We start from the raw sequence: 25,658 nt of genomic DNA on the forward strand, positions 1-25,658 counted from the left end.
TATAACCAAGTTTCATAAAAAACGGGAAGGCACTGGGCCTTCCCGTTTTGTGTAACACACTCTGCCAAGGCAGAAATTACATGGCGGCTTCTGTCTGCGCTGCGGTTTTACCGTTAATCAGCAGGCCATCACCATTGGCGGAGATATTTACTGTTTCTCCATCAAGGATATTGCCTTCCAGAAGCTGTTCTGCCAGCGGGTTTTGCAGCGTGCGCTGAATCACCCTTTTAAGCGGGCGTGCGCCATAAATGGGGTCATACCCTTCATTCGCCAGCCAAGCTTCGGCCAGATTATCCAGATGCAAGGTGATCTTACGATCATCCAGCAGCTGCTGCAGGCGTGCAATCTGGATATCCACAATCTTGGTCATGTCTGCTTTCTGCAACCGCGAGAACAAGATGATTTCATCCAGACGGTTCAGGAATTCAGGACGGAAGTGCTCACGCACAACCTTCATCACCTGAGCCTGCACCATATCGGGAGATTCACCATCCGGCAGGTTGGCCAAATATTCAGAACCCAAGTTACTGGTGAGAATGATAAGGGTGTTGCGGAAATCCACCGTGCGGCCCTGACCATCGGTCAGGCGGCCATCATCCAGAACCTGAAGTAGAATGTTGAACACGTCTTCATGTGCTTTTTCTACTTCATCAAACAGGATGACCTGATAGGGGCGACGACGCACAGCTTCTGTCAGCACACCACCTTCTTCATACCCCACATAACCCGGAGGGGCACCAATCAGGCGGGCCACTGCGTGCTTTTCCATGAACTCGCTCATGTCGATACGCAGCAGGGCTTTATCATCATCAAACAGGAAGCGGGCCAGTGCTTTGGTCAGCTCTGTTTTACCAACACCCGTCGGGCCGAGGAACAGGAAGGAACCAATCGGGCGGTTGGGGTCCTGCAAGCCTGCACGGGCACGGCGCACGGCGTTGGAAACAGCTTTAAGAGCCTGTTCCTGACCAACCACGGATTTACGCAGTTCATCTTCCATCCGCAGCAGCTTGGCGCGTTCACCTTCCAGCATCCGGTCAACCGGCACACCTGTCCAGCGGGACACAACAGAAGCCACACCCTGATCTGTTACAGCTTCGGAAACCAGATCATCCTTTTTGGCGGTTTCTTCTTCTGTTTTCTGGGCTTCTGCAATCTGAGCCTGCAGGTTGGGGATAACGCCATACATCAGTTCAGATGCACGCCCCAGATCACCCTTGCGCTGTGCCACTTCCACATCAGAACGCGCCTGATCAAGCTGTTCCTGCAGTTTCTGAATGGTGTTCACACGGTTCTTTTCAGCATGCCATGCAGCGCTGAGCGTGTTGGACTTTTCTTCCAGATCCGCCAGTTCAGCTTCTACAGCTTCCAGACGATCCTTGCTGGCAGTATCATCTTCTTTGCGTAAGGCTTCACGTTCGATCTTTAGCTGAATGATGCGGCGGTCCAGCTCGTCCAGTTCTTCTGGCTTGCTGTCAATTTGCATACGCAGGCGGCTTGCGGCCTCATCAATCAGGTCAATCGCTTTATCGGGCAGGAATCGATCCGTGATGTAACGGTTGGAAAGCGTTGCCGCGGCCACCAGTGCACCATCGGTAATACGTACACCGTGATGGAGTTCGTATTTTTCCTTAATTCCGCGCAGAATAGAGATTGTATCCGCCACAGACGGCTCACCCACAAATACCGGCTGGAAGCGGCGGGCGAGGGCCGCATCTTTTTCAATATACTTGCGGTATTCATCCAGCGTGGTGGCGCCAATGCAGTGCAGTGTACCACGTGCCAGTTCCGGTTTGATGAGGTTGGAAGCATCCATCGCACCATCGGTACGGCCTGCGCCAACCAGTGTGTGCATTTCATCAATAAACAGGATGATCTGGCCTTCGGCGGATTCAATTTCTTTCAGAACAGCTTTTAGGCGTTCTTCAAATTCACCGCGATATTTGGCACCGGCAACCAGCGCGCCCATATCCAAGGAAAGCAGCTTTTTGTTTTTCAGCGCTTCAGGCACATCGCCATTTACAATGCGCTGGGCCAAGCCTTCCACGATAGCGGTTTTACCCACACCGGGTTCACCAATCAGAACCGGGTTGTTTTTGCTGCGGCGGGCCAGAACCTGAATGGCACGGCGGATTTCTTCATCACGCCCAATAACGGGGTCCAGTTTACCTTTAAGGGCAACTTCCGTGACATCACGGGCATATTTTTTAAGCGCATCAAAATTGGCTTCAGCGTTTTCGCTGGTCACTGTGCGTCCTTTACGAATGGTCGTAATAGCTTTTTCAAGTGTATCGGCCGAGGCACCGTTTTCTTTTAAAGCGCGGCCTGCTGGTGTATCGGATGCAGCAATAGCTACAAGCAGCCGATCCTGCGCAACAAAGCTGTCACCAGCTTTCTGGGCGGTCTGTTCTGCATTATCCAGAATACGCACCAGTTCCGGTGTTGCCGCGGGTTGGCCAGCACCGCTGCCCTGAACTTTTGGCAGTTTTGCCAAGGCCTGTTCGGTTGCGGCTTTTACGGCTTCCGGGTTGCCACCAGCACTGCGAATAAGTGAGGAAGCAGCACCTTCATTATCATCCAGCATGGCCTTGAGCAGATGCTCTGGCGTAAGCTGCTGGTTAAAATCACGTAAAGCTATTGTTTGCGCAGCCTGCAAAAAGCCGCGTGAACGATCTGTAAATTTTGCAATATCCATTATAATCCCTCTTGTCCCTTTTACATCAGGCGACTGAAGGCCCTGCTGGCATCCCATGCAGGCAATGTCAGCGTGGTCTCATTCTTCACAAATTGAGATTGGAATGTTGAGAGAGACAATCAAGGGGGTGTGATGCGTTTTCGTGCATGGGTGGTAGGTGGTGCGGGCAGAACATCCCTTGAAACGTCAGGGTTTCCAATAAAAAAGGCAGCACCCGTTAAGGTGCTGCCTTTTGTGTTTTTCCTATAAGGAAAAACTTATGCCGCGTTCAGCTGGGCTTCAGCGAATTCATAATTCGCCAGCTTGTCCAGGAAGTTGGTGACGTAGTCCGGACGACGGTTGCGGAAGTCCAGGTAGTAAGAATGTTCCCACACGTCCACGGTCAGCAGGGCCTTGCCCTGGCCTTCGGCCAGCGGGTTTGTGCCGTTAGGGGTTTTGGTGATGGCCAGCTTGCCATCCTTACCCAGAACCAGCCATGCCCAGCCAGAACCGAACTGAGAAACAGCAGCCTTGCGGAATTCTTCCTTGAAGGTGTCAATGCTGCCGAAATCGCTGGCAATTTTTGCAGCCAGCTTTTCTGGCATAACACCGCCGTTGGGGGAGAGGCAGTTCCAGAAGAAGGAGTGGTTCCAATGCTGGCCGGCATTGTTGAACAGGCCCGTAAGGTCTGCTTTGCCGTGAGCTGCCAGAATGATTTCTTCCAAAGACTTGCCCTGAAATTCGGGCTTGTCTTCCAGCAGCTTGTTCAGGGTGTTGACGTAGGCCAGATGATGCTTGCCATGATGGTATTCAAGCGTTTCCGGGCACATGCCACGTGGGGCCAGTGCGGTGGGAGCAAAGGGGAGGGCAGGCAGTTCAAAAGCCATTTTAATACTCCGTATTCTAAAGGCGGGGCGTGTGAGGGAACACACCTGAGTTCCAGAGCTATGGGCGCGGGGCAGATGCGTCAAGGGAAAGGCGCATGACAAGTGCCTTGCGCAGCCATACTCACGGAAACTTGCCTTGCCAGTAGGGCGCACAATAAGGGCCTTCCGTTAGGAAAGCGGGATTATTCAAACGCATGAACCATGCACAGGTTTCCCGCATATCAAGCCACGTTAGGGTTAGGGAGATACTGGGGTTAATGGCACGGCAGAAACATCAGCCTCTTGTAATGGAAGTACAAAAAGCTGTGCAGGCAGACCCAGACCGGGCGCTGTGCCTGTGGTTTTTGCCTTCATCTGTGCGTGATGCCGCTTATGTTCTTCTGGCTTTCCATAACGAGCTGATTCGCGCTTTGGCCCCGGCACGTTCTGCAGCCGTGGCAGGGCCAATGGCTGGGTATATTCGCTTGCAATGGTGGCGAGAGGTGCTGGAGGCGCAACGCAAGCCAGAGCACGTTCTGGCGCCAGCAATCATGGCGCTTGTACAATCTGGGCAAGTGCAGCGCGAAACATGCCTGAAAATGATTACTGCCCGGGAAATGGAACTGGAACCCACGCAAGATGTAGAGCGCTGGATGCAGATGATGCGAGATGGTGCGGGTGCTTTCCAGCAAGCTATCGGAGAACTGCTAGGTGTACAGGATGTAGTGATACTGCAACGCTTGGCCGCCGGAGGAGCAGCTTATGGGGCAGGCACCATGTTGCGGCATTGGCCATTGCTTGCGGGAAGTGGCCGTTTCTTGTTTCCCGGCATGCAGGAACAATTAAGGCAGGTTGGAAAGACATTTCTGCAAGAATGTCATTTTAAGGCTTTGGAACCGCGGTGCCGTAAAGCTGCGTTACCAGCCGTATTAGCAAAGCGTGATCTGGCGCGTGGGAGCGAACAAGCTGGCCTGCCCCGCGGAATAGGGGACAGGCTAGCTGTGTGTCGCGCTGGTATTCAGGCGTCGTTAGCGACAATTTTTTCCATAACGCCAATCAGAACCGAATAATCAGCATCTTCTGCCGCGCGGCGGGCAAGAGAAAGCTGTTGTGTTACAGCAGCTAAAGTTGGTGCGGGCACGGCCAGACGTGCTGCGGCATCCATGAGCAGGCGCATGTCTTTTTGCATCAGACGGGCAGGGAACTGGGGAGAGAAATCTCCAGCCTTGGCCATCTTGATCTTGCGCTTGTGGTGCGGGGAAATCACAGCCATTTCATCCAGCGCATCAAAAAGCATGGAGCGATCCAGCCCAGCGGCCAAGCCGTAAGCTATGCCTTCTGCTACAGCAGCCAGACCGGCCCCCATAATGCCATTGATAACCAGCTTGAGGCGCGCGCCGCTACCAGATGGTCCGGCATGAATGGTAATGCGGCCAATTTTATCAAAAATGGGCTGGGCGCGCGCAATCGCGGCATCATCCCCACCGGCGAGAATGACCAGATTGGCAGATTCTGCCTCCGGTGTACTGCCAGATACAGGGCAGTCTATGACGCAGATATTTTTTTCCTGCCCAGCCTTTTGCAGGGCATCTGCGGCTTCTGGAGAAACAGAGCTGGTGTTCAGCAGCAAACCATCTGCCTTTATGCCAGCCAGAACACCCTGTGGACCATACATACTGGCGGCAAGGGCTTCATCATCTGGCACGCAGGCCAGAACAATATCTGCCTTGTTGGCAACTTCTGCTGGAGTGGGCAAAAAATGGGTTACGCCATCACCACCCTTGCCAGAAGGCGTATAGGCAAGAGTGGCGTATCCAGCTTTTTCAAGATGCGCGGCCATGCGGCTGGCCATGGCACCAAACCCAATAAAACCGATTGTCTGCTGAGTTGTCATGCTGAATGAACCTTCTTGTTTGTATTAACAGAATTATAAACCTGAATAACAAGATATGTCTTGGGCAGGTTTGGGGGATGCTGTTCGCGTTTACGTGTCTGGGTGTTGCGTAATTTGTTACGATTGCACAGTATTCTTGCGCAATAAGGCTGATTTTGTAAGGGTAATCCTGCACTCAGCATGAAGCGGCTGCGGTGCTTTAAACAGTGGAGAGCAGAAAACCCCATGCCATCGCCTACCTCAGACCAAAGCCGGCGGTTTCGCCTTTCTCCCCTTACGCGGCAGGTGTTGCTGTATGTGTTGTTCATGCTGCCTGCCGTATCTTATCTGGCAGGTGCTTTTTCGGGTGATCTGGGGCCAAACCCATTCAAGACATGTTTGCATGAATTCGGGCGGTATGCGTTTCGGTTTTTGCTTGTTTCACTTATGATTTCGCCGCTCAAACGGTTTTTAAAAATTGATTTAATGGTTTACCGCCGCCCGCTCGGTCTGCTGGCTTTCAGTTACGCGGCTTTGCATGTGACTCTTTATTTCTGGTGGGCACGTGGGTTTGATATCCAGCGGATATGGAAAGACTTTTTAACGCGGCCATTCCTCACATTCGGGTTGATTGCTTTTTCTATTCTGGTGGTTCTGGCGGCAACATCCACGCGCAAATCCATCATCCGGTTGGGTAAAAAATGGGCGCGTTTGCATCGTCTGGTTTATGTTGCCATGGTTCTGGCGTGTATCCATTACGCCATTGCATTCAAGCAGTGGTACATTGAACCTTTTGTATATGCAGCCGTAGCGGCATGTGTGCTGGGTTTGCGGTTTGTGCCAAAGCCCGGGCTTAAAAAATCCTGAAATAAAAAGGAGGCATGAATTTTCTCATGCCTCCTTTTTTAATGTCATTGTGCTTTGTAAATTGTTTAGGCTAGCAATGTATCATGGCCTAGAGAGGCCAGAAGTTTTTCTGCGCGTTGATCTGCATGGATAATGGAAACTGTTTTTCCGCGTGCCTTCAGGCGAGATGCAATTTTTTCCAGCGCATCTGCTGCGCTGATATCCCAGATATGTGCGTCTTCAAGATCAATCACGATGTTTGAAGCGGTATCCTGAAAATCCACGGCATCGGCAAGAACACTGGCAGAGGCAAAGAACAGTTGCCCATGTACGTAATAGGTGCGGGTGTTGCTGTTTTCTAAAAACGTGCTGCTTACCTGAACAAGTTTCATAACCTGAAAAGAGAAAAACAACCCATTCAGCAGCACGCCACAGGCCACACCAGCTGCCAGATCATGTGTTAACACCACGACCAGAACAGTCGCCAGCATAACGGTGGAAGAAAGGCGAGGGTGCTTTACCAGATCACGCAGGGAGGACCATGAAAATGTGCTGACAGACACCATGATCATAATGGCCACCAAAGCAGCAACAGGCACTTGGGCTACAAAGCGATGCAGCACAACCAGCAACAGCAGCAAAAATGCCCCAGCCGTAAAGGTGGAAAGCCGACCACGCCCGCCATAACGCAGGTTGCCAACTGTCTGCCCAATCATGCCGCAACCGGCCATGCCGCCAAACAGCCCTACCATGATGTTGGAAAAACCAAGTCCGGTGCATTCCATACGTTTGTTGCTGTGTGTGTCTGTTAATTCATCCACCACAGTAGCTGTCATGAGAGATTCCAGAAGCCCCACCATGGCCATGGCAAATGCGTAAGGCAGCACAATTTTAAAAGTTTCTGATGAAAAAGGCACATCTGGCAAAGTCAGATGCGGCAGGCCAGAAGGTAGATCTCCCAGATCAGACACCACATGCACAGGCATGGGAACCGCAAAGGTAATGCCTGTAAGCACAAGAATGCAGATTAAAGGGGAAGGCACAGCCGTGGTAACGCGCGGCAGGAGGTAAACAATAGCTAGCCCCAGCGCGATAAGCGCATAAGTATGCCACGTAACATGCAGCATCTGCGGCACCTGCGCAGAAAAGATAAGAATACCCAGTGCGTTTACAAACCCGGTTTCCACCTCGCGCGAGACAAAGCGCATCATGCTTTGCAAACGCAGCAAACCGAAAATAATCTGGAATGCACCAGCTAGCAGTGTCGCCAGCAGCAGATATTGCAGTCCGTGGCTATGCACCAGTTCTGCCGCCACCAGAGCAACAGACCCCGCAGCCCCGGAAATCATGCCCGGCCTGCCACCGGTAATGGCAATGGCAATACTGATAACAAATGAGGCAAACAGCCCCACAGAGGGCGCAACCCCAGCCACATAAGAAAAAGCGATAACTTCTGGAATAAGTGCAAAAGTGCCCACCATGCCGGCCAGAACATTGCGGACGGGCTGGTCTGTCCATTCATGAATATAGGTTTTAACTGTCACGAGAAACCGGGTGTCCCTTGGTTGAGTGTGAGAAGGCGCATTAATCGGGCACCAAAAGCGTTTCGGGGCAGGAAAGACTTTTGAGGCATTATTTGCAAGATATACATGCCTTATGGGGGATATCCTACCGCGCGACACGGATAAGATGATTGTGCTCTGTGTGGCAGCGTTTTATGCGTGACGCATGGTTTCTCCTTCTTCCTCTCCTCTTGTCTGGATTCTGGCTGGTGAGGCCAGTGGCGATGTTTTGGGTGCACGCCTTATGCATGCCTTGCGCGCCCGCGTGCCCGATATGCGCTTTGCAGGCGTGGGAGGCGTGCGTATGCAGGAGGAAGGGTTGGTTAGCCTGTTTCCCATGCGGGATCTGGCCGTTATGGGGCTGGTGGAAGTTTTACCCCGCGTGCGCCAGCTTTCTGCCCGGTTGGATGAAGCCGCGCAGGATATTGCAGCCCAAAAGCCGGATTTGGTGATCACCATAGATAGCCCCGGCTTTGCCCTCCGGCTTCTTAAAAAAATAAGCGGTTTGGGCATTGCCCGTGTGCATTATGTGGCACCGCAGGTTTGGGCATGGCGGCAGAAAAGGGTGAAGGAATTTCCCGGCCTGTGGGAAGAATTGCTGTGCCTTTTGCCGTTTGAGGAAAAGTTTTTTGGCAAGCACGGCCTAAAAACCCGCTTTGTAGGGCACCCGGTTTTGCAATCTGGCGCCAAGGATGGAGATGCGGCCCGCTTTCGTGCCCGGCATGGGTTGCCAGATAGCGCCAAGATACTTGTGCTCATGCCCGGTAGCCGCCGCTCAGAAGCGCCGCGCTTGCTGCCAGTTTTTGGCCAGATGTTGCGCCTGCTTAAAACATCCATGCCAGACGTGGTGCCCGTGGTGCCGGTTTCTCCGGTTGTGGCGAGTGTTGTGGAGCGTGCCACGCAGGATTGGCCTATAAAGCCTGTTATCGTTACGGATATTCATGACAAACATGATGCGTTTGCTGCTGCTGGGGCTGCGTTAACCAAATCTGGCACATCTACGTTGGAACTCGCTTTGGCTGGAGTACCAATGGCTGTGACGTATCGGGTTAACCCCATAACGGCCTTTTTTGCCCGTCGGCTTATTAAAGTGCCATTTGTGGCTATGGTGAATTTGTTGGCAGGCCGTGCCGTTGTGCCTGAACTTTTGCAGGAACAGTGCCGCGCAGATGTGCTGGCGCGTGAAGTGCAGATTCTGTTTGAAAATACAGATGTGGCACAGGCCCAGAAACAGGCCTTTGCTACGGTTTTGCACGGGCTGGAAGGGCCACAGGGCCAACTGCCAGCCGATGCCGCAGCAGAAGCTGTTCTGGAGGTTCTTAACCGTAAAAATACGGCTAAGACACTCGGCTAAACGTGTTTAGTTGTGTTTGTGATAAAGCTGGTTTGGGTCAATTTCCGGCTTTGTCAGTTCTTTCAGGCCATCTGGCGTAAAGGCGCGGTAAAAGCAGCTACGACGGCCCGTGTGGCATGCCACACCAATCTGATTCACCAGCACAAGTACGGCATCTGCGTCGCAATCTATCCGAGCTTCAATAAGGTGCTGGATCTGGCCAGATGTTTCGCCCTTGCGCCAAAGCTTCTGGCGGCTGCGGGAATAATAGCAGACGCGCCCGGTTTCCAACGTTTCACGCAGGGCTTCACGCGTCATCCATGCAATCATCAGCACTTCGCCGGTATCGTGCTGCTGGGCAATGGCAGCTACCAGGCCAGAGGCATCAAATTTCACAACATCCAGCATGGCATCCAGTTCTGCCGCTGGCGGGGCAATATAAGTCATGATTTTTCCGTAGGATTAGAATCAGAAGATGTTTGAGGTTTAAGTGCAGCTTCCAGCCAAGCAGGCAGGCGTACCACCAGTGGATGTGCAGTACAGGTCAATTGGTTATTGGCAGCATCTGTTTTGAGTAATGCCAACCCAACATGATCTTGGGATGAACGAAGCATGCCTACCTCTACACCATCGCACAGCACCGGCGTTCCGGGTGCGGGGAGGGGAGATGTGGCTGCAACAGGCATCAGGCGGCGTTTTACCAGTGTGCGGTAATGCATACGAGCAGTCACTTCCTGACCCATATAGCAGCCTTTTTTCCAAGATACGCCGCCGAGCAGATCCAGATTGGCTTCGGCTGCCAGAGTGCGGCCAACCTCGCAATCCTGCACACCATCAGGCAGGCCCAGCACCAAGCGGTGTAGATTATAGTCCTGCTCTGTAGCGGTTATGGGGGTATCTGGCGCGGCATCAATCAGCCGCCACCCGGCTTCTTCTAACCGAGGGTCCCGAAAGCTGATAGCGTTTTCCAACACACTGTCCGGCGGTGGGTTTCCCCATGCGACATGCACGGGCAGAGCCGTGATATCTAGCTGCACATCAGAGCGCAGGCGGAAGCGTTGGAGAGTGGTCTTTAGGTTTTCCGCCTGTTCCGTGGCGCAATCTAGCAGCAGGCAGGTGTCATCGGGGTCTGAAACCACAAAAAAGTCTGCCTGCCAGCGGCCCTGAGGTGTCAGGCAGGCACTCCATGTCGCGTCTCCCGGTTCCAGCGCAGCAATGTCTGCCGTTACCAGACCTTGCAGAAAACGCACGCGGTCAGCGCCAGAAAGCTTGAGAACCGTGCGGTTTTCAAGCCGGGTCATATGTGTTGGGGAAGGCATTTACATTCTCCCATAAAAGAAAAAAGGTTTCCCGCAGGAAGGTAGAGGGCTTTTGGGGTAAGGAACAGAAACTGTTCAAAACCTTACTGGCTTAAGGCAGTAAACACATCGCCTTCTGGCGGAAGATTGCGAATATGTGTGCGATGCCACAGAGCATAAAACAAAAGTGCCCATGCGGCCGCACCCGTTCTGCGGTTATCTGCTGCGCGAAACAGGGCTTTTACACGGTCTGGCCGGGCAATTTCTGCAATACATTCCTGCCGCGCCACCAAGTCACCAAGATGAGCACCTTGCTGCCTGATCCATGTGCCAATCGGTACGGTAAAGCCTTGCTTGGGGGCAAAGGGGCGTGCGGCAGAATTGTGTTGCTGCAACCATTTGCGCAAAAGCCATTTTCCCTTGCCATCACGCAGGCGCATGGAATCGGGCAGGCGCCATGCTGTTTGGGCCACAACGGGGTCTAGCAACGGTGTGCGGCCTTCCAGCCCGTGTGCCATTAGGCACCGATCCAGCTTGATAAGCAGATCATTTGGCAACCATTCCGCAATATCTACAGCTTGCAGGCGTGAAAGTGGCGTTGCGGCATCTGCAGCGGCCATTTCAGCAGCGGCTATGCCATCTCGCCAATGGGCTGGGTGCTGGCGCAGAATATTCATGTTGTCAAAAATACCGCGCCGCCACATGCGCCGCTTGCCTTTCCACCACGGGCGGCTGGCAGAGCGATAACGCCCATAGCCACAAAACAGTTCATCTCCCCCTTCGCCAGAGAGAATAACGGTTACATCCTGTGCTGCTTTTTGGGCCAAAAACCATGTGGGAATAATGGCGTAATCTGCAACCGGATCATCCATACAGGCCACAATGGCGGGTAGGTGCTGCCACACCATATCTGCGGTAATGCGCAAGGTCTCATGTTCGGCGCGGGCATGCCGGGCTAAAGCATTGGCAGCTTCTGCTTCATCCGCAGCACCGGGGGCATCAAAAATGGCGGTCCATGTGCGCAAGGGCGTGGTGCGGGGCAGGCGGCTCATGGCTGTTAACAGGCAGGCACTATCTATGCCGCCAGAAAGGAACAGCCCAAATGGCACATCAGAACGTTCATGCGCATGCACGCTGTCCATCAAGGCAGCATCAAGATGGTTCAGGGCCTCAGCTTCAGAAGTAAAAAAACGAGAGTGGGCCGGAATGGGGGATTGCCGTTGCCTGTCCAGAATACGCCCTTGGTTGATGCGCAGAGTTTCCCCCGGCATGACGCGCTGAATACCGGGAAAAATTGTTTCCCACCCTGTGGTAAACTGCAGTTGCAGCAGTTCATCGCGCACAGCAGGCGCAATGGCGCGCGGGGCAAGCCCCGAGGCAATTAAAGGCGCGGGTTCGGATGCAAAAGCAATGCCGCCTGAAAATTCGGTAAAATAAAGAGGTTTGATCCCAAACGGATCGCGCGAGAGCAAAAGTTCCTGTTGGGCTTTATCATACAGGCCAATGGCATACATGCCGCGCAGCCCGCGGGTATAGGTGCAGCCGTTACGCTCCCACAAAAGCAGGGGAGATTCACAATCACTTCCGGTCTGGAAATGCTCTGGCCCGATCTGTCGGCGAATTTGCGGGTCGTTATAGATCTCACCATTGGCAACAAGCGTGCCATCGCCACTGGTTAAGGGTTGGTCTCCACCTTCCAGATCAATAATGGCAAGGCGTGTATGCACCATATCGGCACGGCCCAACCGGGCAATATGCACACCATTGGGGCCACGATGGCCCAAGGCCTGCGCCATACGTTCCAGAACCGATTCGGAACATGGCTGCGTGCCGGGCGTATAAATCAGCCCCCCAATGCCACACATTTACCCGGCCTCCACCGTGGACAAGAATTTATGCCACGCATCCAGAACGGGGGTGACAGCATAGGTTGTTTCATAATCTCTGCGGCCTGCTTGCGCCATACGGGCAGCCAGTTCTGGTGTTTCCAGTGCAGTGCAGATCTGCGCAGCCAGAGCATTTGCATCTTCTACCGGAGCCAGCAGGCCGTTTTCACCATTACGGATGAGTTCACTGGGGCCTTGAGAAGCAGCGGCAATAACCGGTTTGCAGGCCGAAAACCCTTCAATCACAACATTGCCCAATGGTTCGTGCCGGGAAGGGCAGATCATGGCGGAGCAGGCGCGTAGCAAGCCTCCGGGCTGGTTGGCCCATCCGGGCATGAATATACGTTCGGCCACACCTTCCTGCTGGGCAAGTGCTTCCAGTGCTGCGCGTTCTGGCCCTTCTCCGGCAATAACAAGCGGGATGTGTGGCACATGCTTCATGGCACGGATAAGAACATCAAAAGCTTTGTTCTTATGCAGCCGCCCCAATGCCAGCAGAAAAGGGGCGCCGTGCGGCAAAAAATCTGGCCATACGGGTGGTGTGGCCGCCAGATCCGTGGCGAAGTTGGGGAGGTAATGCACGGCATCAGCTGGCCAGCCTTGATCGCGCATCCAGCGTACCAAGCCATGCGTGTTGCCAATAAGATGAGAACAGCGGCGATAATAGGAAAGATCATAAAATCCCCCCAGCCGCCCAGCCAGCACCCAGTTACCTTGGGAAGCAAAGCGTGCGGCACGGTTCATCCATGCAACGGCAACGCGAGGAGAGAATTCTTTAAGAGCAGAACGAAGGCCCATGCGAGTGCGTATATCCAGCATGTTGCCAAAAGACAGTTCAACGGGCGCAAGGTTGCCTGCACGTAAACGTTGGGCACGCTCCGGGTTGGTGCGGATAACCGGCAGAACAGAAAGCCCTGCCGCAGCTTGTGCAATACACAGGCGTTCAAAAAACAGCTCAGCCCCACCTGTGGGAGCTCCGGCCATAATATGTGCAACTTTCAAAGGCCGCGTGTTCTGCCCGTTGGTGGTGCCATCCATCATATGCCGGTTTCCTTGAGTAGGGAGAGCGCTGCTGTGGCAACATCCGCAACATCCAGCCCAGCTATGGGGGCTTCACCCTCTGGGCCGGGGGCCGCAATCCACCGCGCGTTTTTGCCAGAAGGCGCGTATTCCGATGAACGAGATGGTCCAAAAAGCCCCAAAGTGGGCGTGCCTGCGGCTGCGGCCAGATGCATCAGGCCCGAATCATTGCCAATATACAGGCGGCAACGGGCCAGCATGGCGGCTACTTCCGTAAGGGAAAAATGGCCTCCGGCATCTATGGCGTGGGGCAATGCTTGCAAAACAGGGCGGGCGAGTGCGGCTTCCTGCTCCCCCGGACCATAGAAAATGGCAGGCCGAATCTGGGGGTACGCCGCACACAGGCGTTGCCATAGGGGCCGGTAACGCTCTGTTGGCCAGATTTTTCCTGTCCAGTTTGCTGTGGGGCCTAGAGCGATGATGGGTGAGGTATCAGGAATAATCTGCTGTGCTTTTGCACGATCAGCCGGGCTGACCCAAACAGTCGGGAGTGGAGGCGGAGAAAGGTTCAGAACATTTCCCAAATGCGTAATGCGCGCGCCAGCTCGCCGCCCGCCGCGCATAATAAACCGGCGGCCCGAACGTAGAAGAAATGTAACGGCTGAACCGCGCAGGTCTACCGTGATGTCCCATTTGAAAGGCACGCAGGCTTTCCACAGATCAAGCCAGTGCAGATCATAGGGGCGCTTTTCCATCACAATGATGCGTTCGAGTCCGGGAAAGGCGCTAAACAGTCCGGCGGCAACAGGCCCACATGCAATGGTGAACCGCGCATCTGGCCAGCGTTGGTGCAGATATGCCAGCAGGCCCGTAGAAAGCACGGCATCGCCCAGACGTGTGGCCGTGATGAAAAGAATGCGCATTATCGCGCCTATACTGTCTTCCGGTTTTTTTTCCAACCCAGTGCGCGCAGGTGTGGACATTTGCGCTGCCTGTGCAAGAAGCGTTTGCTGATGGTAAAGTTATAAACTGGGCAGAAGAAATATCTCTGCTCTGAATCGGGGATATAGGAATGATTAGGAAAGGTTTTTATCTTATCGCCGGGCTTACAGCCGCCCAGTTGTGCAGCAGTGTTGCCATACCTGCGCAGGCCGCAGACAAGATGTGGACAGCCAGCGCCTGCGGTGCAGAACCTGTACCACCTTCTGTGGAAGTGTCTTCCGTTGATAAATATAACGCCAGTGTTGATAAGGTAAGTGCTTACGAAAAAGCAGCACGCACCTATAACAGCTGTGTGGCCAAGGCTGCTGTTAAAGAAGAAACGGCTATCAGCAACGAAGCGCGTGAAAAAATTGCCCATATCCATGAAGGCAGCAGCACCGTGCAAAAGCGTATTGCCGGTAATTTCACCAAATTGACCACGGCCCTTAAGGCCGGAGGGGCCAAATTACAGAAGGCAGAGCATTAAAATTTTCGGCAGGGCGGCTGTTTTCTGGTACAGCAGTAAAAGAGCCGCCATCAGGCTGATTGCCTGCATGACTTGTATGATACCCCCGGCTGAGGCAGATAGACGGTAACACAAAGCCGTCAGGCAGAACGCCAGCAGACAGGAACAGGCCAGACCGTGGCAGAGGATCTTTTCAAGGAAGTTGATGAGGAAATGCAGGCCGAGCGTCTGCGTATGGCAGCAAAGCGCTATGCCGGTGCGGGTATTGGGCTGATTGTGGCCGTGCTTGCGGGCATTGGTGCGTGGTCTTGGCATGTTTCCAGCCAGAAATCTCAGGCATTGGAAGCTACGGGAACGTATCTTACGGCCTTGCGGCAGACAGACCATCTGCCCTCAACTCCTTCATCAGGCACGGTAGATCTCACCACTACCGCGCAGGCGGGTTTGGCCTCGTTACAGAAATTGGCATCTTCCGATGCAAAAGGCGTGGCTGTTCTGGCCCGTTTGCAGGAAGGTGGCGTGCAGGCGGCGCGGGGTGATGTAAAAGGTGCACTGGCTGCATGGGATGCCGTGCAGAAAGACCCCAACGCAGATTCTGCTCTGCGTGATCTGGCAACCTTGCTGTGGTGCCAAAAACAGTTGGATACCGGAGAGCCCGCTACACTGCGCTCCCGTCTTGCGCTGCTTACAGGCAAAGGTAAGCCGTGGAATGGTCTGGCCATGGAAGCCTTGGCTGTTCTGGATGTGCGCGAAGGGCATGTGGCAGAGGCCCGGCAGAAATTTGCAGCGCTACAGGCTGCGCAGGATGTTCCTCAGGGCGTACGCAACCGGGCGCAGGATATGATGCAGGCCCTTGATCCGACAGCAGGCTAATAGAATGAGCAGCAACAAGAAATCCAGCGCAACCAGACGTTCCGGACTTTCACGCCGTGCCCTGCTAGGAGGCGCCGCATTGGCCCCTGCGCTGGCCGGATGCACCATGTTTGAGAGTGACAGAAAGCCCATTCTGGCCGGGCACCGCACGGATATTCTGTCTTCCGGCTCTGGGCTGATGGTTGACCCGGACGATCATACGCCCATTACAATCCCTCCTACCATTAGCGTTTCGGAATGGCCTATTTGTGGGCGTGTTTCGGCCCATACCGGCAGCAATTATGCTTGGGGCGGGCTGCATAAAAGGTGGAGCAAGGATATCGGGGCCGGTATCTCCCAGCCAGATTTTATGGCATGGGCTGCACTGGGCACTTTGGGCCGCGGGCTTATTCCTGCACCACCTGTTGTGCAGGATGGCCGCCTGTTTGTTATGGATGCCCAAGGCGTTGTGCGTGCTTTTTCCTGGCCCGGCATGCGCCATATCTGGACATATAATCCACGCCCCAGAAAATCTTACTCTGCCAATATGGGCGGCGGTTTGGCTGTAGATGGCGGTGTTGTCTACATTGTAGACGGCATTTCCCAGACCATGGCGGTGGATGCCGCAACCGGCAAGGTAAAGTGGAAAACCACCAATGGCGCACCGGGGCGTTCTGCTCCAACAGTTGCTGGCGGGCGTGTTTTCTTTGGCACAATTGATGAGCGGTTTTTCGCGCTGGATTCCGCCACAGGCCGCCAGTTGTGGACGTATACGGCCACATCTGTTGAAACCACCGTGTTTGGCCAGCCTGCCCCTGCTGTAGATAACGGCATTGTGGTGGCCGGGTTTGGTGGGGGCGATCTAGTTGCTTTCCGAGTGGAAAGTGGTGAGGTTGTCTGGAGTGACATGATGGGTAACGTCAACAGTCAGGCCAGCACGCTGGATCTGTCCTGTGTGCGCGGGTTGCCTGTTATTGTTGATAGCATTGTGTATGCCGTAAGCATGGCGCAGGTGTTGGCTGCCATTGATATCCGCACAGGCCGCCGTGTGTGGGAACGCTCGGTTGCCAGCCAGAACAGCCTGCTATGTGTGGGGGATTGGCTTTTTGTGGTCTCGCTAGACCAGCAGATTGCATGTATTGACCGCCTTTCCGGCCATGTGCGCTGGATTACACAGCTACGCCGCTTCCGGCGGGTGGATGTGCACAAAGATATCGTAACCTGGTTTGGCCCCATGCTGGTGGGCAGCGAACTGGTTTGTCTGAGTTCTCTGCCAGAAAATGGTATGGTGCGGATTAACCCGACAACAGGTGCAATTATATCAGTAGACAGCATGGATGCCGTTTCTTTCGTGCCGCCAATTATCGTAGATAACCAGATGCTGATCGTGACAAACGACGGGAACCTTTGCTCTTATGGCTGATCGCCGCAAATCCATGCGCCCACCTCCGCCGCTTCCTACGGGGGATATGCCTGTTGTTGTTATTGCAGGTCGGCCAAACGTTGGTAAATCCACGCTGTTTAACCGCCTTGTTGGGCGCAGGCAGGCACTTGTGGCAGATACGCCCGGTGTAACCCGAGACCGCAAGGAAGGTGTGGCCCTTATTCGTGGGCGCTACGTGCGGTTGATTGATACAGCAGGGTTGGAAGAAGCAGCACCCGAAAGCCTGTTTGGGCGGATGCGCTTTTCTTCTGAAAGTGCCGTGCGTGAAGCAGACCTAGTGCTGTTTTGCGTAGATGCGCGTGCCGGTATTACGCCAGCAGATGAGCATTTTGCACAGTGGATCCGGCGTCAGAACCGCCCTGTGTTGTTGATTGCCAATAAATCCGAAGGGCGCCTTGGCGCAGCTTCCGCAATGGAAGCCTATGCTCTGGGTTTGGGTGAACCTCTGGCACTTTCTGCCGAACACGGTGAAGGTGTGACGGATCTGATGTGGGAAATTGCCGATAGGCTGCCCGCAGAGCCGGAACATGAGGCAGAACCTGAAATTGAAGCAGCAGATGATTTTGCTGTGGAAGAAGGGGAAGAACCTCCGCGCCCAACAGGCCCATTGCGTGTGGCTATTGTGGGCCGCCCCAATGCTGGCAAATCTACGCTCATGAATGCCCTGTTGGGTGAAGAGCGTATGATTACCGGCCCAGAAGCAGGACTTACGCGTGATTCCATTGCCGTTACGTTGAAAGATGGCGATGATACGTTTGAAATTGTAGATACGGCTGGTTTGCGCAAAAAAGCGCGCATTGATGAATCTCTGGAAAAAATGTCCGTTTCAGCCGCTATCGAAGCACTGAAAATGGCAGAAGTGGCCGTGCTGGTGCTGGATGCCACATTGGGCGTGCATGAGCAGGATTTGCAGATTGCCCGTTTGATTGAGCGTGAAGGCCGTGCCTGCGTATTGGCCCTGAACAAATGGGATGCCGTGCAGGATCGGACAGCCACGCGCAATGCGATTTTGGACCGTTTGAGCATTTCTCTGGCCCAGATGCGTGGCGTACCAGTTGTTACTTTTTCCGCACTTACCGGCGCTTCCATTCACAAGCTGCTGCCAGCAGTGCGTGATGCATGGACAGTCTGGAACGCACGTGTGCCCACAGGTGCCCTCAACCGTTGGTTTGAGGAAATGCTGGAACGCCATCAGCCGCCATTGGTACAGGGGCGCAGGCTGAAACTGCGGTATATCACGCAGGTTAAATCTCGCCCGCCAACGTTTGTTATTTTCGGCACACGGGCTGAGCAACTGCCGGATGATTACAAGCGCTACCTTGTAAACGGCCTGCGTGAAACGTTTGATCTGCCGGGTGTGCCTATTCGCTTGCAAACGCGCGGCACCAAAAACCCTTACGCAGATTCCTGATCTGGTAAGTGCGGTTTCGTCTTCCTACCAGAGCACTATTGCCAGTGATGACAGGGGTGCTCTGGCGGTAAAGGAGATGAGCATAGGTTTTTTGTGTGGGCACTGCATCAGGTAGTGCCCATATTGTTTTGCCTATGGCGTATAAATTGGCGTGCGCGGTTACGGCCCATACATTGGCTGTGCAAGGTGGGTGGCAGAAACAGGCCTGCGTGCGTTCTGGATTTCCAGAAAAAGCAGGCATGTAACGCCTTGCAGACAGAAGGACGTTTTGCTCCATGACACAGCTCCCCACTTCTCAGTCTGCACCCGTGGTGGATGGGCTTCATGGAGCGGCCCGCAATATGGCCATGCTGGCTGTGGCGCTTTCTGTTTTTCTGGCATTGCTGGATTACGCCATTGCAAACGTTGCGCTGCCCGATATTGCGCGGGATTTAAACGCTTCCTCATCTTCGTCCATCTGGGTTGTAAATGCCTATCAGATGGCCAGTCTGGTTTCTCTGCTACCGCTGGCAGCGTTGGGTAGCCGGGTGGGGTTTGCCCGGCTTTGTCAGGTTGGGATCATCATTTTCATGGTGTCATCCCTGTTCTGCGCCACGGCCACCAGCTTGCCTATTTTGGCGGGTGCGCGTGTGTTGCAGGGTATTGGCGGCGCCTGCATTATGAGTGTGAATATTGCACTGGTGCGGTTTATTTACCCTCATGCAGAAATTGGGCGCGGTATTGCTCTCAATGGCGTTGTGGTGGCGCTTGGGGTGGCCTTGGGGCCAACGGCTGCTGCGGCTATTCTCACCATAGGGTCTTGGCCGTGGCTGTTCTGGATTAACCTGCCATTTGGGGCTTTGGCTTTGGGCATGGCCTTTTATGCGCTGCCTAAAGTGCCGCGCACTTCTGGCTCGTTGGATATTACAGGCAGTATATTGTGCATGCTGGCTTTTGGGGCCTCCGTAATGGGGGGGGATGGGCTGGCACATTCCCAAAATACAGCCATTTCTTGTGCATTACTGTTGGCAGGGCTTGCCGCCGGAGTGCTGCTGGTGCGGCGTGAGGCAGAAGCTCCTCAGCCCATTTTGCCTGTTGATCTGCTGAAAAATCCAGAATTCGCAGTGGCCTTTATCACCGGGTTCTGTGGCTTTGTAGCCTCTAATTTTTACATCGTTTCCATGCCGTTTACATTGCACAACACTCTTGGCCTCAGCTCAGCCGCCACGGGTTTGCTTATTACGCCGTGGCCGTTGGGCATTATGTGTGCGGCGCCATTGATCCGGCGCGTGGCAGATAAGGTTTCTGCAGGTGTGTTGTCCTCCATTGGCTTGAGTACAACGGCACTGGGTTTCTTTTTGCTGTGGCTTCTGCCTGCTCATCCTTCTGTGTGGGATATTGCATGGCGCACAGGCGTAGCGGGTTGGGGGTTTGGTTTTTTTCAGCCCCCTAATAATCGGGCCATGATGGTGGCTGCGCCTCATACACGGGCTGGTGGTGCCAGTGGCATGGTGCAGGTTGCACGCCAAGCTGGGCAGACTTTGGGGGCTATGGGGGTTGCGGCCTTTTTTACGTGGTTTGCACAAGGGGCCACACAAAAGTGCTTGCTTATGGCCGGATGTGTGGCGTTGTTTGCAGCCACGCTAAGTGCAAGCCGTTTGTTTCTGAATACAAAAAAAGCAGCCTGAGGCTGCTTTTTTATTGGTCGCATTATGTGCGGTTGTTCAGACTTCCGCTTCAAGGAAGATGCGGCTGACATCCCCCATCCACGCGCCATAATAACGTTCCAGCCAACGTTCAGCCTGTGTGGGTGCGCCTGCCACCAAAGAGGTGAGAGGGGCAAGATAAACCCATTCTGTCTGTCCGCTTTCATCCGTCATGTCCCGGCCCTGTAGGCCGTCCATGGCAATGGCAATCATCTGTGCGGCCAGATCGCGCACAGTGCCTTCACCCCAAGGCGTATCCAGCCCCATAAGTGGCACAATCTCGCGCAGCTTTACGTAGTCTTCCCATGGATGGGATTTTACGAGCTCCCAAGCGGATTCCAGCGCAGCATCATCATACAAAAGGCCCGTCCACAAAGTGGAAAGAGCCAGCATCATTTCTGGTGAGCCTGCATCTGCACCGCGCATTTCCAAAAACTGCTTGAGCCGCACATCGGGGAAGGCTGTTGTAATGTGGTCTTCAAAATCCCCAATGGTGGGGGTTACATCTTCCAGCCCGTCCTGCCGTTCACCATTCATCCATGCGCGGAAGGAGCGGCCAGCCACGTTGCGCATTTTGCCATCACGCATAATGAAATACATGGGCACATCCAGCACCCATTCCACATAGCGTTCAAAGCTGAAGTCATCTTCAAACACACATGCGGGCATGCCAGAACGTGCGTTATCCGTATCTGTCCAAACCTGTGCGCGGTTGGAGAGGATGTTGTTGGGCTTGCCTTCCACAAAAGGAGAATTGGCAAACAGGGCTGTGGCTACAGGTTGCAGCGCCATGGAAACACGCATTTTGCGCACCATGTCCTGCTCAGACCCAAAATCCAGATTAACCTGCACAGTGCAGGTACGCTGCATCATGTCCAAGCCCATTGACCCAACTTTGGGCATGTATTCGCGCATAATGGCGTAGCGGGATTTGGGCATCCACGGCAGTTCTGCCCGCGTGGCAGTGGGGTGAAAGCCCAAGGGTGCAAAGCCCAGCCCCAGTTCACGCGCAATGGGGCGCACGGCATCAAAATGCGCTGTCAGTTCTTCTGCTGTTTCGTGCAGGGTGCGCAAGGGGGCGCCAGAAAGTTCAAACTGCCCAGCAGGTTCAAGGGAGATAGCAGCACCTGCGGCATCACCACGCCCCTTCAGGCCGATGATGTTGTTATTGTCGAGAACAGATGTCCAATCATCTGGCTCAAACTTCTGCAGACCTTTGAGCAGGGCTTCAATGCCATTGGGGGCATAAGGTGGGGCAGAATAGGCTTTCTGCCCTTCCTTTACGGCTTCTGGGCGCAGAAAGCCGAATTTTTCGTGTTCCGTGCCAATCCGCCATGCGTCACGCGGCTTGCATCCCTGCGCAAGCACTTCGGCCAGCTGTGCAACGGTGCGGGCAGGGGTTTCATCTGATGCGCCGGGGTTGGACATGGGGTATCACAGATCCTTGAAAAACAGAGAAATCGCACTCTGCGCCAGCAAAGCGAAGATATGAAGCGTTATTGTGACAAAACAGCAGCCGAACGCAAGCCGCAGCCTATAAGTGCCAGCCCGGCAGCCACGGCTGTATCGGCCCGCAACACCAATGGGCCTAGGGATATTGGGGTGATGCAGGAATATTTTAGCATCATCTGGCATTCCCTATCACTTAGGCCCCCTTCAGGGCCAACCAAAAAACCATCACCTGCATGCGCATTGGGTAGCAGGGAGGGGGTATGAATGGCCCGGTCCTCTCCGCGCTCTACGGCAGCAAACAGCCGATGTTCCTGCGGCCAGCTTGCCAGAAAATCTGTGAACGATTGCGGAGACTCTATTTGCGGCACATCAAAGCGCTCACATTGTTCTGTGGCTTCGGTGGCGATGGCATGCAGGCGGTCGGGGTTGATGCGGTGTGTATTGGTGCGTTCGGTAATAAGGGGCATAAAGTGCGTGACCCCCAGCTCCGTGCCCATACGTAAGACCAGATCAGTGGCATCGCGCTTGAGCAAGGCAAAAGCCAGAACCAAGGCAGGCTGTTGCGTTGGTGCGCGGAGTTGGCGTTCCAGCTCAAAAAAGCCTTTGTCCTTCCGGATTTCCGTAATGCGTGCCAGCCATTCCCCACTGTTTGCGTTGAAGATACGCACGTGGTCTCCAGCTTTTTTGCGTAGCACAGTGCCTAGATAGCGGGCCTGATCTGGCGCAATTTGCAGCGTGAGGCCCGTGTGGGCATCCCCCAGTATTTCTGAGGCATTATAAAGGCGCGGAAGGTGCGCGGAGGCATCTGTTACAACCATGGTTACCGGGTCTGTCTGAGCTGAAAGGTGTAAGTGGTTTCCGCTTTGTGGCATAGAACACCAGCCCTTAACACCATATGCCTTTCTGAACAGGATACGTGAGCCGCCGTGTCAGTTTCTTCCAGCCATACAGATATCCGTATTACAGGGTGGATCGCCCATCTACCGCCAGCATTGCAGGCCTATGCTTTGCTTGCGCGGTTGGATAGGCCCATAGGCACGTGGCTTTTATGGCTGCCGGGCATGTGGGGTATTTTGCTGCCTCAGGGCGTTGCCACTTCCGAACGTATTCGGCTGATTGTGCTGTTTGGTATTGGCAGCCTTGTGATGCGGGCCGCAGGCTGCGTTGTAAACGATATGTGGGACAGGGACATAGACCGGCAGGTGGCGCGCACGGCGGGGCGGCCATTAGCCTCTGGCGCGTTGAGCATGAAGCAGGCCACGTTGTTCCTGCTGCTGCTTTTGCTGGCAGGCTTGGTTGTTCTGGTGCAATTGAACAGCCTTTCATGGGTGTTGGGTGTGTCATCCCTGCTGTTGGTGGCGCTGTACCCATTGGCCAAGCGGTTTACGTGGTGGCCGCAGCTTGTCATGGGGTTTACCTTCGGGTTTGGCGCACCCATGGGGTATGCGGCGGCAGCGGGGCATTTGTCTTGGGCGCAAGCCGCTTTGTATGCAGCTACCATTGTGTGGCAGTTGGGGTTTGATACCATTTACGGCTTTCAGGATATGGAAGATGATGCCCGTATTGGTGTGAAATCCACATCTCGCCTCATGGTGGGGCGGGCACGTGGGTTTATTGGCACCTGTTATGGGCTGATGCTTGTTTTGCTGGCTGTGGCGGCTGTTATGGCGGGGTCTGGCCCGCTTTTCTGGGTGGCTTTGGTGTTGCCTGCCATATTGTTGTGGCAACAGGCCCGTAAGGTAGATCCTACAAGCCCCGCTTTGTGCCTGGCCCAGTTTCGGGCTAATCGAGAAATTGGCTTGGCCGTAGCGCTGGCGCTGGTTGCCGGGTTGATAGCTGTATAAGCCTGCATGCTTCAGATGAAAGAAACCACGTTCATGAAATCCATTTTCCGGGTTGTTCTGCCAGCGGCTATGGGGTTGGTTCTGGCTGGCAGCCAGGCTTATGCACAGGACGATACCGGTGAAACGGCTATTCCCGTAGCATCTTCTTCCGCTCCGGTTCCTGTGGCGCTTTCTGCATCCGATAAGGCATGGCTGAAGCGGATTGAGCAGGCGCTTAACCAGTCCAAAACTTTTCAGGCCCGCATTCAGCAGCTTGATGCAGAAGGAAAACGCACAACCGGCACCGTGTGGATGAAGCGCCCCGGCCAGATGCGCTTGGCGTATGATCCGCCTTCACCGCTGCTGCTGGTAGCCAACGGGGGCAAGGTTGTGTTCCGAGATAATCAGTTGGACCAAACCACGGTTATTCCCATTGAGCGTACACCTCTGGGCCTTCTGCTGCGCCCTCATGTCAGCCTGACAGATGATGTCACGGTAACGGGCTTTCAGCATGATAACGGGCTGGTGCAGGTTACGCTTGTGCGCACATCCTCCCCCGGTGATGGCAGCCTGACACTGGTTTTTTATGAAACGCCAGTTGCTCTGCGGTCATGGAGTGTGCTGGACGCGCAAGGGCGCGAAACCCGCGTAACCTTGTTTGATGTGCATGCGGGTGCAGACATTCCGGCAAGCACGTTCGTCCTGCCTGCCGAGGACAACTAAACTGTGTTGAAAGCAGCTTTTTCCGCGCTTCTTCTGGAAAAAGCTGCCGTGCAGGCCGATATATTTACACAGATTGAGACAGATTGAAGTGAGGCACGCAGGCTATGGCCGCAGAGCGTGAACCCCCGGTAATGGGTGATGATCTTTTTGGGCTTCCTCCCGAGCCATCGCAGGGAAGAAATGCGGACGCACGCAAAAAGCCAGCGCCCATGCAGCCGTTGGCGGACCGTCTGCGCCCACAGCGTTTGGAAGATGTTGTTGGGCAGGCGCATTTGCTGGGGCCAGAAGGTGCGCTTACGCGTATGCTGGAACGTGGCTCACTTGCCAGCTTGATTCTGTGGGGCGGCCCGGGTGTTGGTAAAACTACTATTGCCCGCCTTCTGGCACAGGCTGCTGGGCTGAAATTTGTACAGCTTTCGGCTGTGTTTTCTGGCGTGGCGGATCTGAAAAAAGCCTTCGAGAATGCACGCAGGCAGGCAGAAGTGGGTGGCGGCACGCTGCTGTTTGTAGATGAAATTCATCGCTTCAACCGTGCACAACAGGATGGTTTTTTGCCGGTTGTAGAAGATGGCACCGTTGTACTGGTTGGTGCCACAACAGAGAATCCATCCTTCGCGCTCAATTCGGCTTTGCTGTCACGCTGTCAGGTCATGGTGCTCAACCGGCTGGATGATCCAGCTTGTGAAGCTCTGTTGGTGCGGGCGGAGGAAGAAACAGGCAGGCCCTTGCCGCTTACGGAAGATGGGCGTGTAACCCTCCGCGCCATGGCAGATGGTGATGGCCGCTATCTGCTCAACATGGTGGAGCAGCTTTTAAGCCTGAAAACAGAAAAGCCGCTGGATGCGCAGGCACTTTCCCGCCTGTTGGCAAAACGCGCCATTTTGTATGATCGGGATAGGGAAGAGCATTACAACCTGATTTCCGCTCTGCATAAATCCATGCGCGGGTCAGACCCGGATGCGGCTCTCTATTGGTTTGCCCGTATGCTGGAAGGCGGGGAAGACCCGCGTTATCTGGCCCGCCGCATGACACGCTTTGCCGCAGAAGACGTAGGCATGGCAGACCCGCATGCCCTGCCATTGGCCGTGGCCGCGTGGGAAACGTATGAGCGTTTGGGTTCACCGGAGGGTGAATTGGCTTTGGCGCAGCTTGTGGTGCATCTGGCCACAGCCCCCAAATCCAACGCGGTTTATAAAGCCTATGGCGCTGCCCGCCGTGCCGCCAAGGCCACAGGCAGCCTAATGCCGCCTGCACATATTCTAAACGCGCCCACCAAACTGATGCAGGATATTGGTTACGGTAAGGGGTACCAGTATGACCATGATGCGGAAGAAGGCTTTTCTGGCCAGAACTATTTTCCCGACGGCATGAAGCGGCAGAACTTCTATAATCCAACGGGCAGGGGCTATGAACGGGAGGTTCGTCACAGGCTAGAAACATGGTCCCGCTTGCGGGATCGGCGTTAG

At 54.5% G+C, this 25,658-nt stretch carries 23 protein-coding genes; 12 read left to right on the plus strand and 11 right to left on the minus strand.

The window, feature by feature from the left end; translation table 11 throughout:
- Nucleotides 1–76 precede the first annotated feature (76 nt).
- Nucleotides 77–2,692, minus strand: a complete 2,616-nt coding sequence (gene clpB / locus FCN51_RS23445; protein ID WP_003624005.1) for an ATP-dependent chaperone ClpB — start codon at nucleotides 2,690–2,692, stop codon at nucleotides 77–79.
- A 257-nt stretch (nucleotides 2,693–2,949) separates the two neighbouring features.
- On the minus strand, nucleotides 2,950–3,558 hold the full coding sequence (locus FCN51_RS23450; RefSeq protein ID WP_003629595.1) for a superoxide dismutase: 609 nt from the start codon (nucleotides 3,556–3,558) through the stop codon (nucleotides 2,950–2,952).
- A 194-nt stretch (nucleotides 3,559–3,752) separates the two neighbouring features.
- Between FCN51_RS23450 and FCN51_RS23455 the strand changes: the two genes are divergently transcribed.
- Complete coding sequence (locus FCN51_RS23455) at nucleotides 3,753–4,607, plus strand: squalene/phytoene synthase family protein (RefSeq protein ID WP_160257005.1); 855 nt, start codon at nucleotides 3,753–3,755, stop codon at nucleotides 4,605–4,607.
- Here the strand turns inward: FCN51_RS23455 and FCN51_RS23460 are convergent.
- Nucleotides 4,556–5,431 carry an NAD(P)-dependent oxidoreductase gene (locus tag FCN51_RS23460; protein WP_003629596.1) on the minus strand — a complete coding sequence of 292 codons (876 nt, stop codon included), beginning with the start codon at nucleotides 5,429–5,431 and terminating at the stop codon, nucleotides 4,556–4,558. The two genes, FCN51_RS23455 and FCN51_RS23460, sit on opposite strands and share 52 nt — an antisense overlap.
- Before the next feature lie 180 nt (nucleotides 5,432–5,611).
- Here FCN51_RS23460 and FCN51_RS23465 point away from each other — a divergent pair, with 180 nt between their 5' ends.
- Complete coding sequence (locus FCN51_RS23465) at nucleotides 5,612–6,277, plus strand: protein-methionine-sulfoxide reductase heme-binding subunit MsrQ (protein ID WP_003629599.1); 666 nt, start codon at nucleotides 5,612–5,614, stop codon at nucleotides 6,275–6,277.
- A gap of 65 nt (nucleotides 6,278–6,342) precedes the next feature.
- On the opposite strand, the gene FCN51_RS23470 is transcribed toward FCN51_RS23465, so the two are convergent.
- The gene (locus FCN51_RS23470; protein WP_160257006.1) at nucleotides 6,343–7,800 is read right to left on the minus strand and encodes a SulP family inorganic anion transporter; all 1,458 of its coding nucleotides are present in this window, start codon (nucleotides 7,798–7,800) and stop codon (nucleotides 6,343–6,345) included.
- Nucleotides 7,801–7,984: 184 nt separating this feature from the next.
- Here FCN51_RS23470 and lpxB point away from each other — a divergent pair, with 184 nt between their 5' ends.
- Nucleotides 7,985–9,172: a lipid-A-disaccharide synthase gene (gene lpxB, locus FCN51_RS23475; RefSeq protein WP_160257007.1), complete on the plus strand. Its 1,188-nt coding sequence runs from the start codon at nucleotides 7,985–7,987 to the stop codon at nucleotides 9,170–9,172.
- A 6-nt stretch (nucleotides 9,173–9,178) separates the two neighbouring features.
- Here lpxB and hisI read toward each other — a convergent pair whose 3' ends face one another.
- The 5 genes from hisI to FCN51_RS23500 all read right to left on the minus strand — a co-directional run bounded on the left by hisI (nucleotide 9,179) and on the right by FCN51_RS23500 (nucleotide 14,278).
- Entirely contained in the window at nucleotides 9,179–9,598 is a 420-nt protein-coding gene (hisI, locus tag FCN51_RS23480) for a phosphoribosyl-AMP cyclohydrolase (RefSeq protein ID WP_160257008.1), read from the minus strand.
- Nucleotides 9,595–10,470, minus strand: a complete 876-nt coding sequence (gene ygfZ, locus FCN51_RS23485; protein ID WP_160257009.1) for a CAF17-like 4Fe-4S cluster assembly/insertion protein YgfZ — start codon at nucleotides 10,468–10,470, stop codon at nucleotides 9,595–9,597. The genes hisI and ygfZ overlap by 4 nt, the downstream gene beginning before the upstream one ends.
- Before the next feature lie 83 nt (nucleotides 10,471–10,553).
- Nucleotides 10,554–12,314: an asparagine synthase (glutamine-hydrolyzing) gene (gene asnB, locus FCN51_RS23490; protein WP_160257010.1), complete on the minus strand. Its 1,761-nt coding sequence runs from the start codon at nucleotides 12,312–12,314 to the stop codon at nucleotides 10,554–10,556.
- Entirely contained in the window at nucleotides 12,315–13,376 is a 1,062-nt protein-coding gene (locus FCN51_RS23495; protein ID WP_160257011.1) for a glycosyltransferase, read from the minus strand.
- The gene (locus FCN51_RS23500; protein WP_201762632.1) at nucleotides 13,373–14,278 is read right to left on the minus strand and encodes a glycosyltransferase family 9 protein; all 906 of its coding nucleotides are present in this window, start codon (nucleotides 14,276–14,278) and stop codon (nucleotides 13,373–13,375) included. The genes FCN51_RS23495 and FCN51_RS23500 overlap by 4 nt, the downstream gene beginning before the upstream one ends.
- Nucleotides 14,279–14,427: 149 nt before the next feature.
- Here FCN51_RS23500 and FCN51_RS23505 point away from each other — a divergent pair, with 149 nt between their 5' ends.
- The 6 genes from FCN51_RS23505 to FCN51_RS23530 all read left to right on the plus strand — a co-directional run bounded on the left by FCN51_RS23505 (nucleotide 14,428) and on the right by FCN51_RS23530 (nucleotide 20,176).
- Nucleotides 14,428–14,823, plus strand: a complete 396-nt coding sequence (locus FCN51_RS23505; RefSeq protein WP_160257013.1) for a hypothetical protein — start codon at nucleotides 14,428–14,430, stop codon at nucleotides 14,821–14,823.
- A gap of 156 nt (nucleotides 14,824–14,979) precedes the next feature.
- Nucleotides 14,980–15,675, plus strand: a complete 696-nt coding sequence (locus FCN51_RS23510; RefSeq protein WP_003623976.1) for a tetratricopeptide repeat protein — start codon at nucleotides 14,980–14,982, stop codon at nucleotides 15,673–15,675.
- A gap of 4 nt (nucleotides 15,676–15,679) precedes the next feature.
- Nucleotides 15,680–17,077: a PQQ-binding-like beta-propeller repeat protein gene (locus FCN51_RS23515; RefSeq protein WP_014457008.1), complete on the plus strand. Its 1,398-nt coding sequence runs from the start codon at nucleotides 15,680–15,682 to the stop codon at nucleotides 17,075–17,077.
- 13 nt (nucleotides 17,078–17,090) lie between these two features.
- The gene (der, locus tag FCN51_RS23520; RefSeq protein ID WP_035362253.1) at nucleotides 17,091–18,509 is read left to right on the plus strand and encodes a ribosome biogenesis GTPase Der; all 1,419 of its coding nucleotides are present in this window, start codon (nucleotides 17,091–17,093) and stop codon (nucleotides 18,507–18,509) included.
- A 95-nt stretch (nucleotides 18,510–18,604) separates the two neighbouring features.
- Nucleotides 18,605–18,754: a hypothetical protein gene (locus FCN51_RS23525; RefSeq protein ID WP_003629610.1), complete on the plus strand. Its 150-nt coding sequence runs from the start codon at nucleotides 18,605–18,607 to the stop codon at nucleotides 18,752–18,754.
- Between the two features lie 30 nt (nucleotides 18,755–18,784).
- Nucleotides 18,785–20,176 carry an MFS transporter gene (locus FCN51_RS23530; RefSeq protein ID WP_003629611.1) on the plus strand — a complete coding sequence of 464 codons (1,392 nt, stop codon included), beginning with the start codon at nucleotides 18,785–18,787 and terminating at the stop codon, nucleotides 20,174–20,176.
- 36 nt (nucleotides 20,177–20,212) lie between these two features.
- Here FCN51_RS23530 and FCN51_RS23535 read toward each other — a convergent pair whose 3' ends face one another.
- A complete protein-coding gene (locus FCN51_RS23535; RefSeq protein ID WP_003623971.1) occupies nucleotides 20,213–21,622 on the minus strand; it encodes a glutamate--cysteine ligase in 1,410 nt (469 codons plus the stop codon).
- Nucleotides 21,623–21,690: 68 nt separating this feature from the next.
- Nucleotides 21,691–22,518 (minus strand): 16S rRNA (uracil(1498)-N(3))-methyltransferase, encoded by an 828-nt coding sequence (locus tag FCN51_RS23540; RefSeq protein ID WP_003623970.1) that lies wholly within the window; start codon nucleotides 22,516–22,518, stop codon nucleotides 21,691–21,693.
- 54 nt (nucleotides 22,519–22,572) lie between these two features.
- On the opposite strand from FCN51_RS23540, the gene ubiA reads away from it, so the two are divergent.
- The 3 genes from ubiA (at nucleotide 22,573) to FCN51_RS23555 (ending at nucleotide 25,658) form a co-directional block, all read left to right on the plus strand.
- Nucleotides 22,573–23,490, plus strand: a complete 918-nt coding sequence (gene ubiA, locus FCN51_RS23545) for a 4-hydroxybenzoate octaprenyltransferase (protein WP_160257014.1) — start codon at nucleotides 22,573–22,575, stop codon at nucleotides 23,488–23,490.
- Nucleotides 23,491–23,496: 6 nt separating this feature from the next.
- Nucleotides 23,497–24,192, plus strand: coding sequence for a LolA family protein (locus FCN51_RS23550; RefSeq protein ID WP_160257015.1), 696 nt, complete (start codon nucleotides 23,497–23,499; stop codon nucleotides 24,190–24,192).
- A 104-nt stretch (nucleotides 24,193–24,296) separates the two neighbouring features.
- Nucleotides 24,297–25,658 (plus strand): replication-associated recombination protein A, encoded by a 1,362-nt coding sequence (locus tag FCN51_RS23555; RefSeq protein WP_160257016.1) that lies wholly within the window; start codon nucleotides 24,297–24,299, stop codon nucleotides 25,656–25,658.

It is taken from the genome of Acetobacter pasteurianus (assembly GCF_009914215.2).
In the GTDB taxonomy this organism is placed as follows: domain Bacteria; phylum Pseudomonadota; class Alphaproteobacteria; order Acetobacterales; family Acetobacteraceae; genus Acetobacter; species Acetobacter pasteurianus.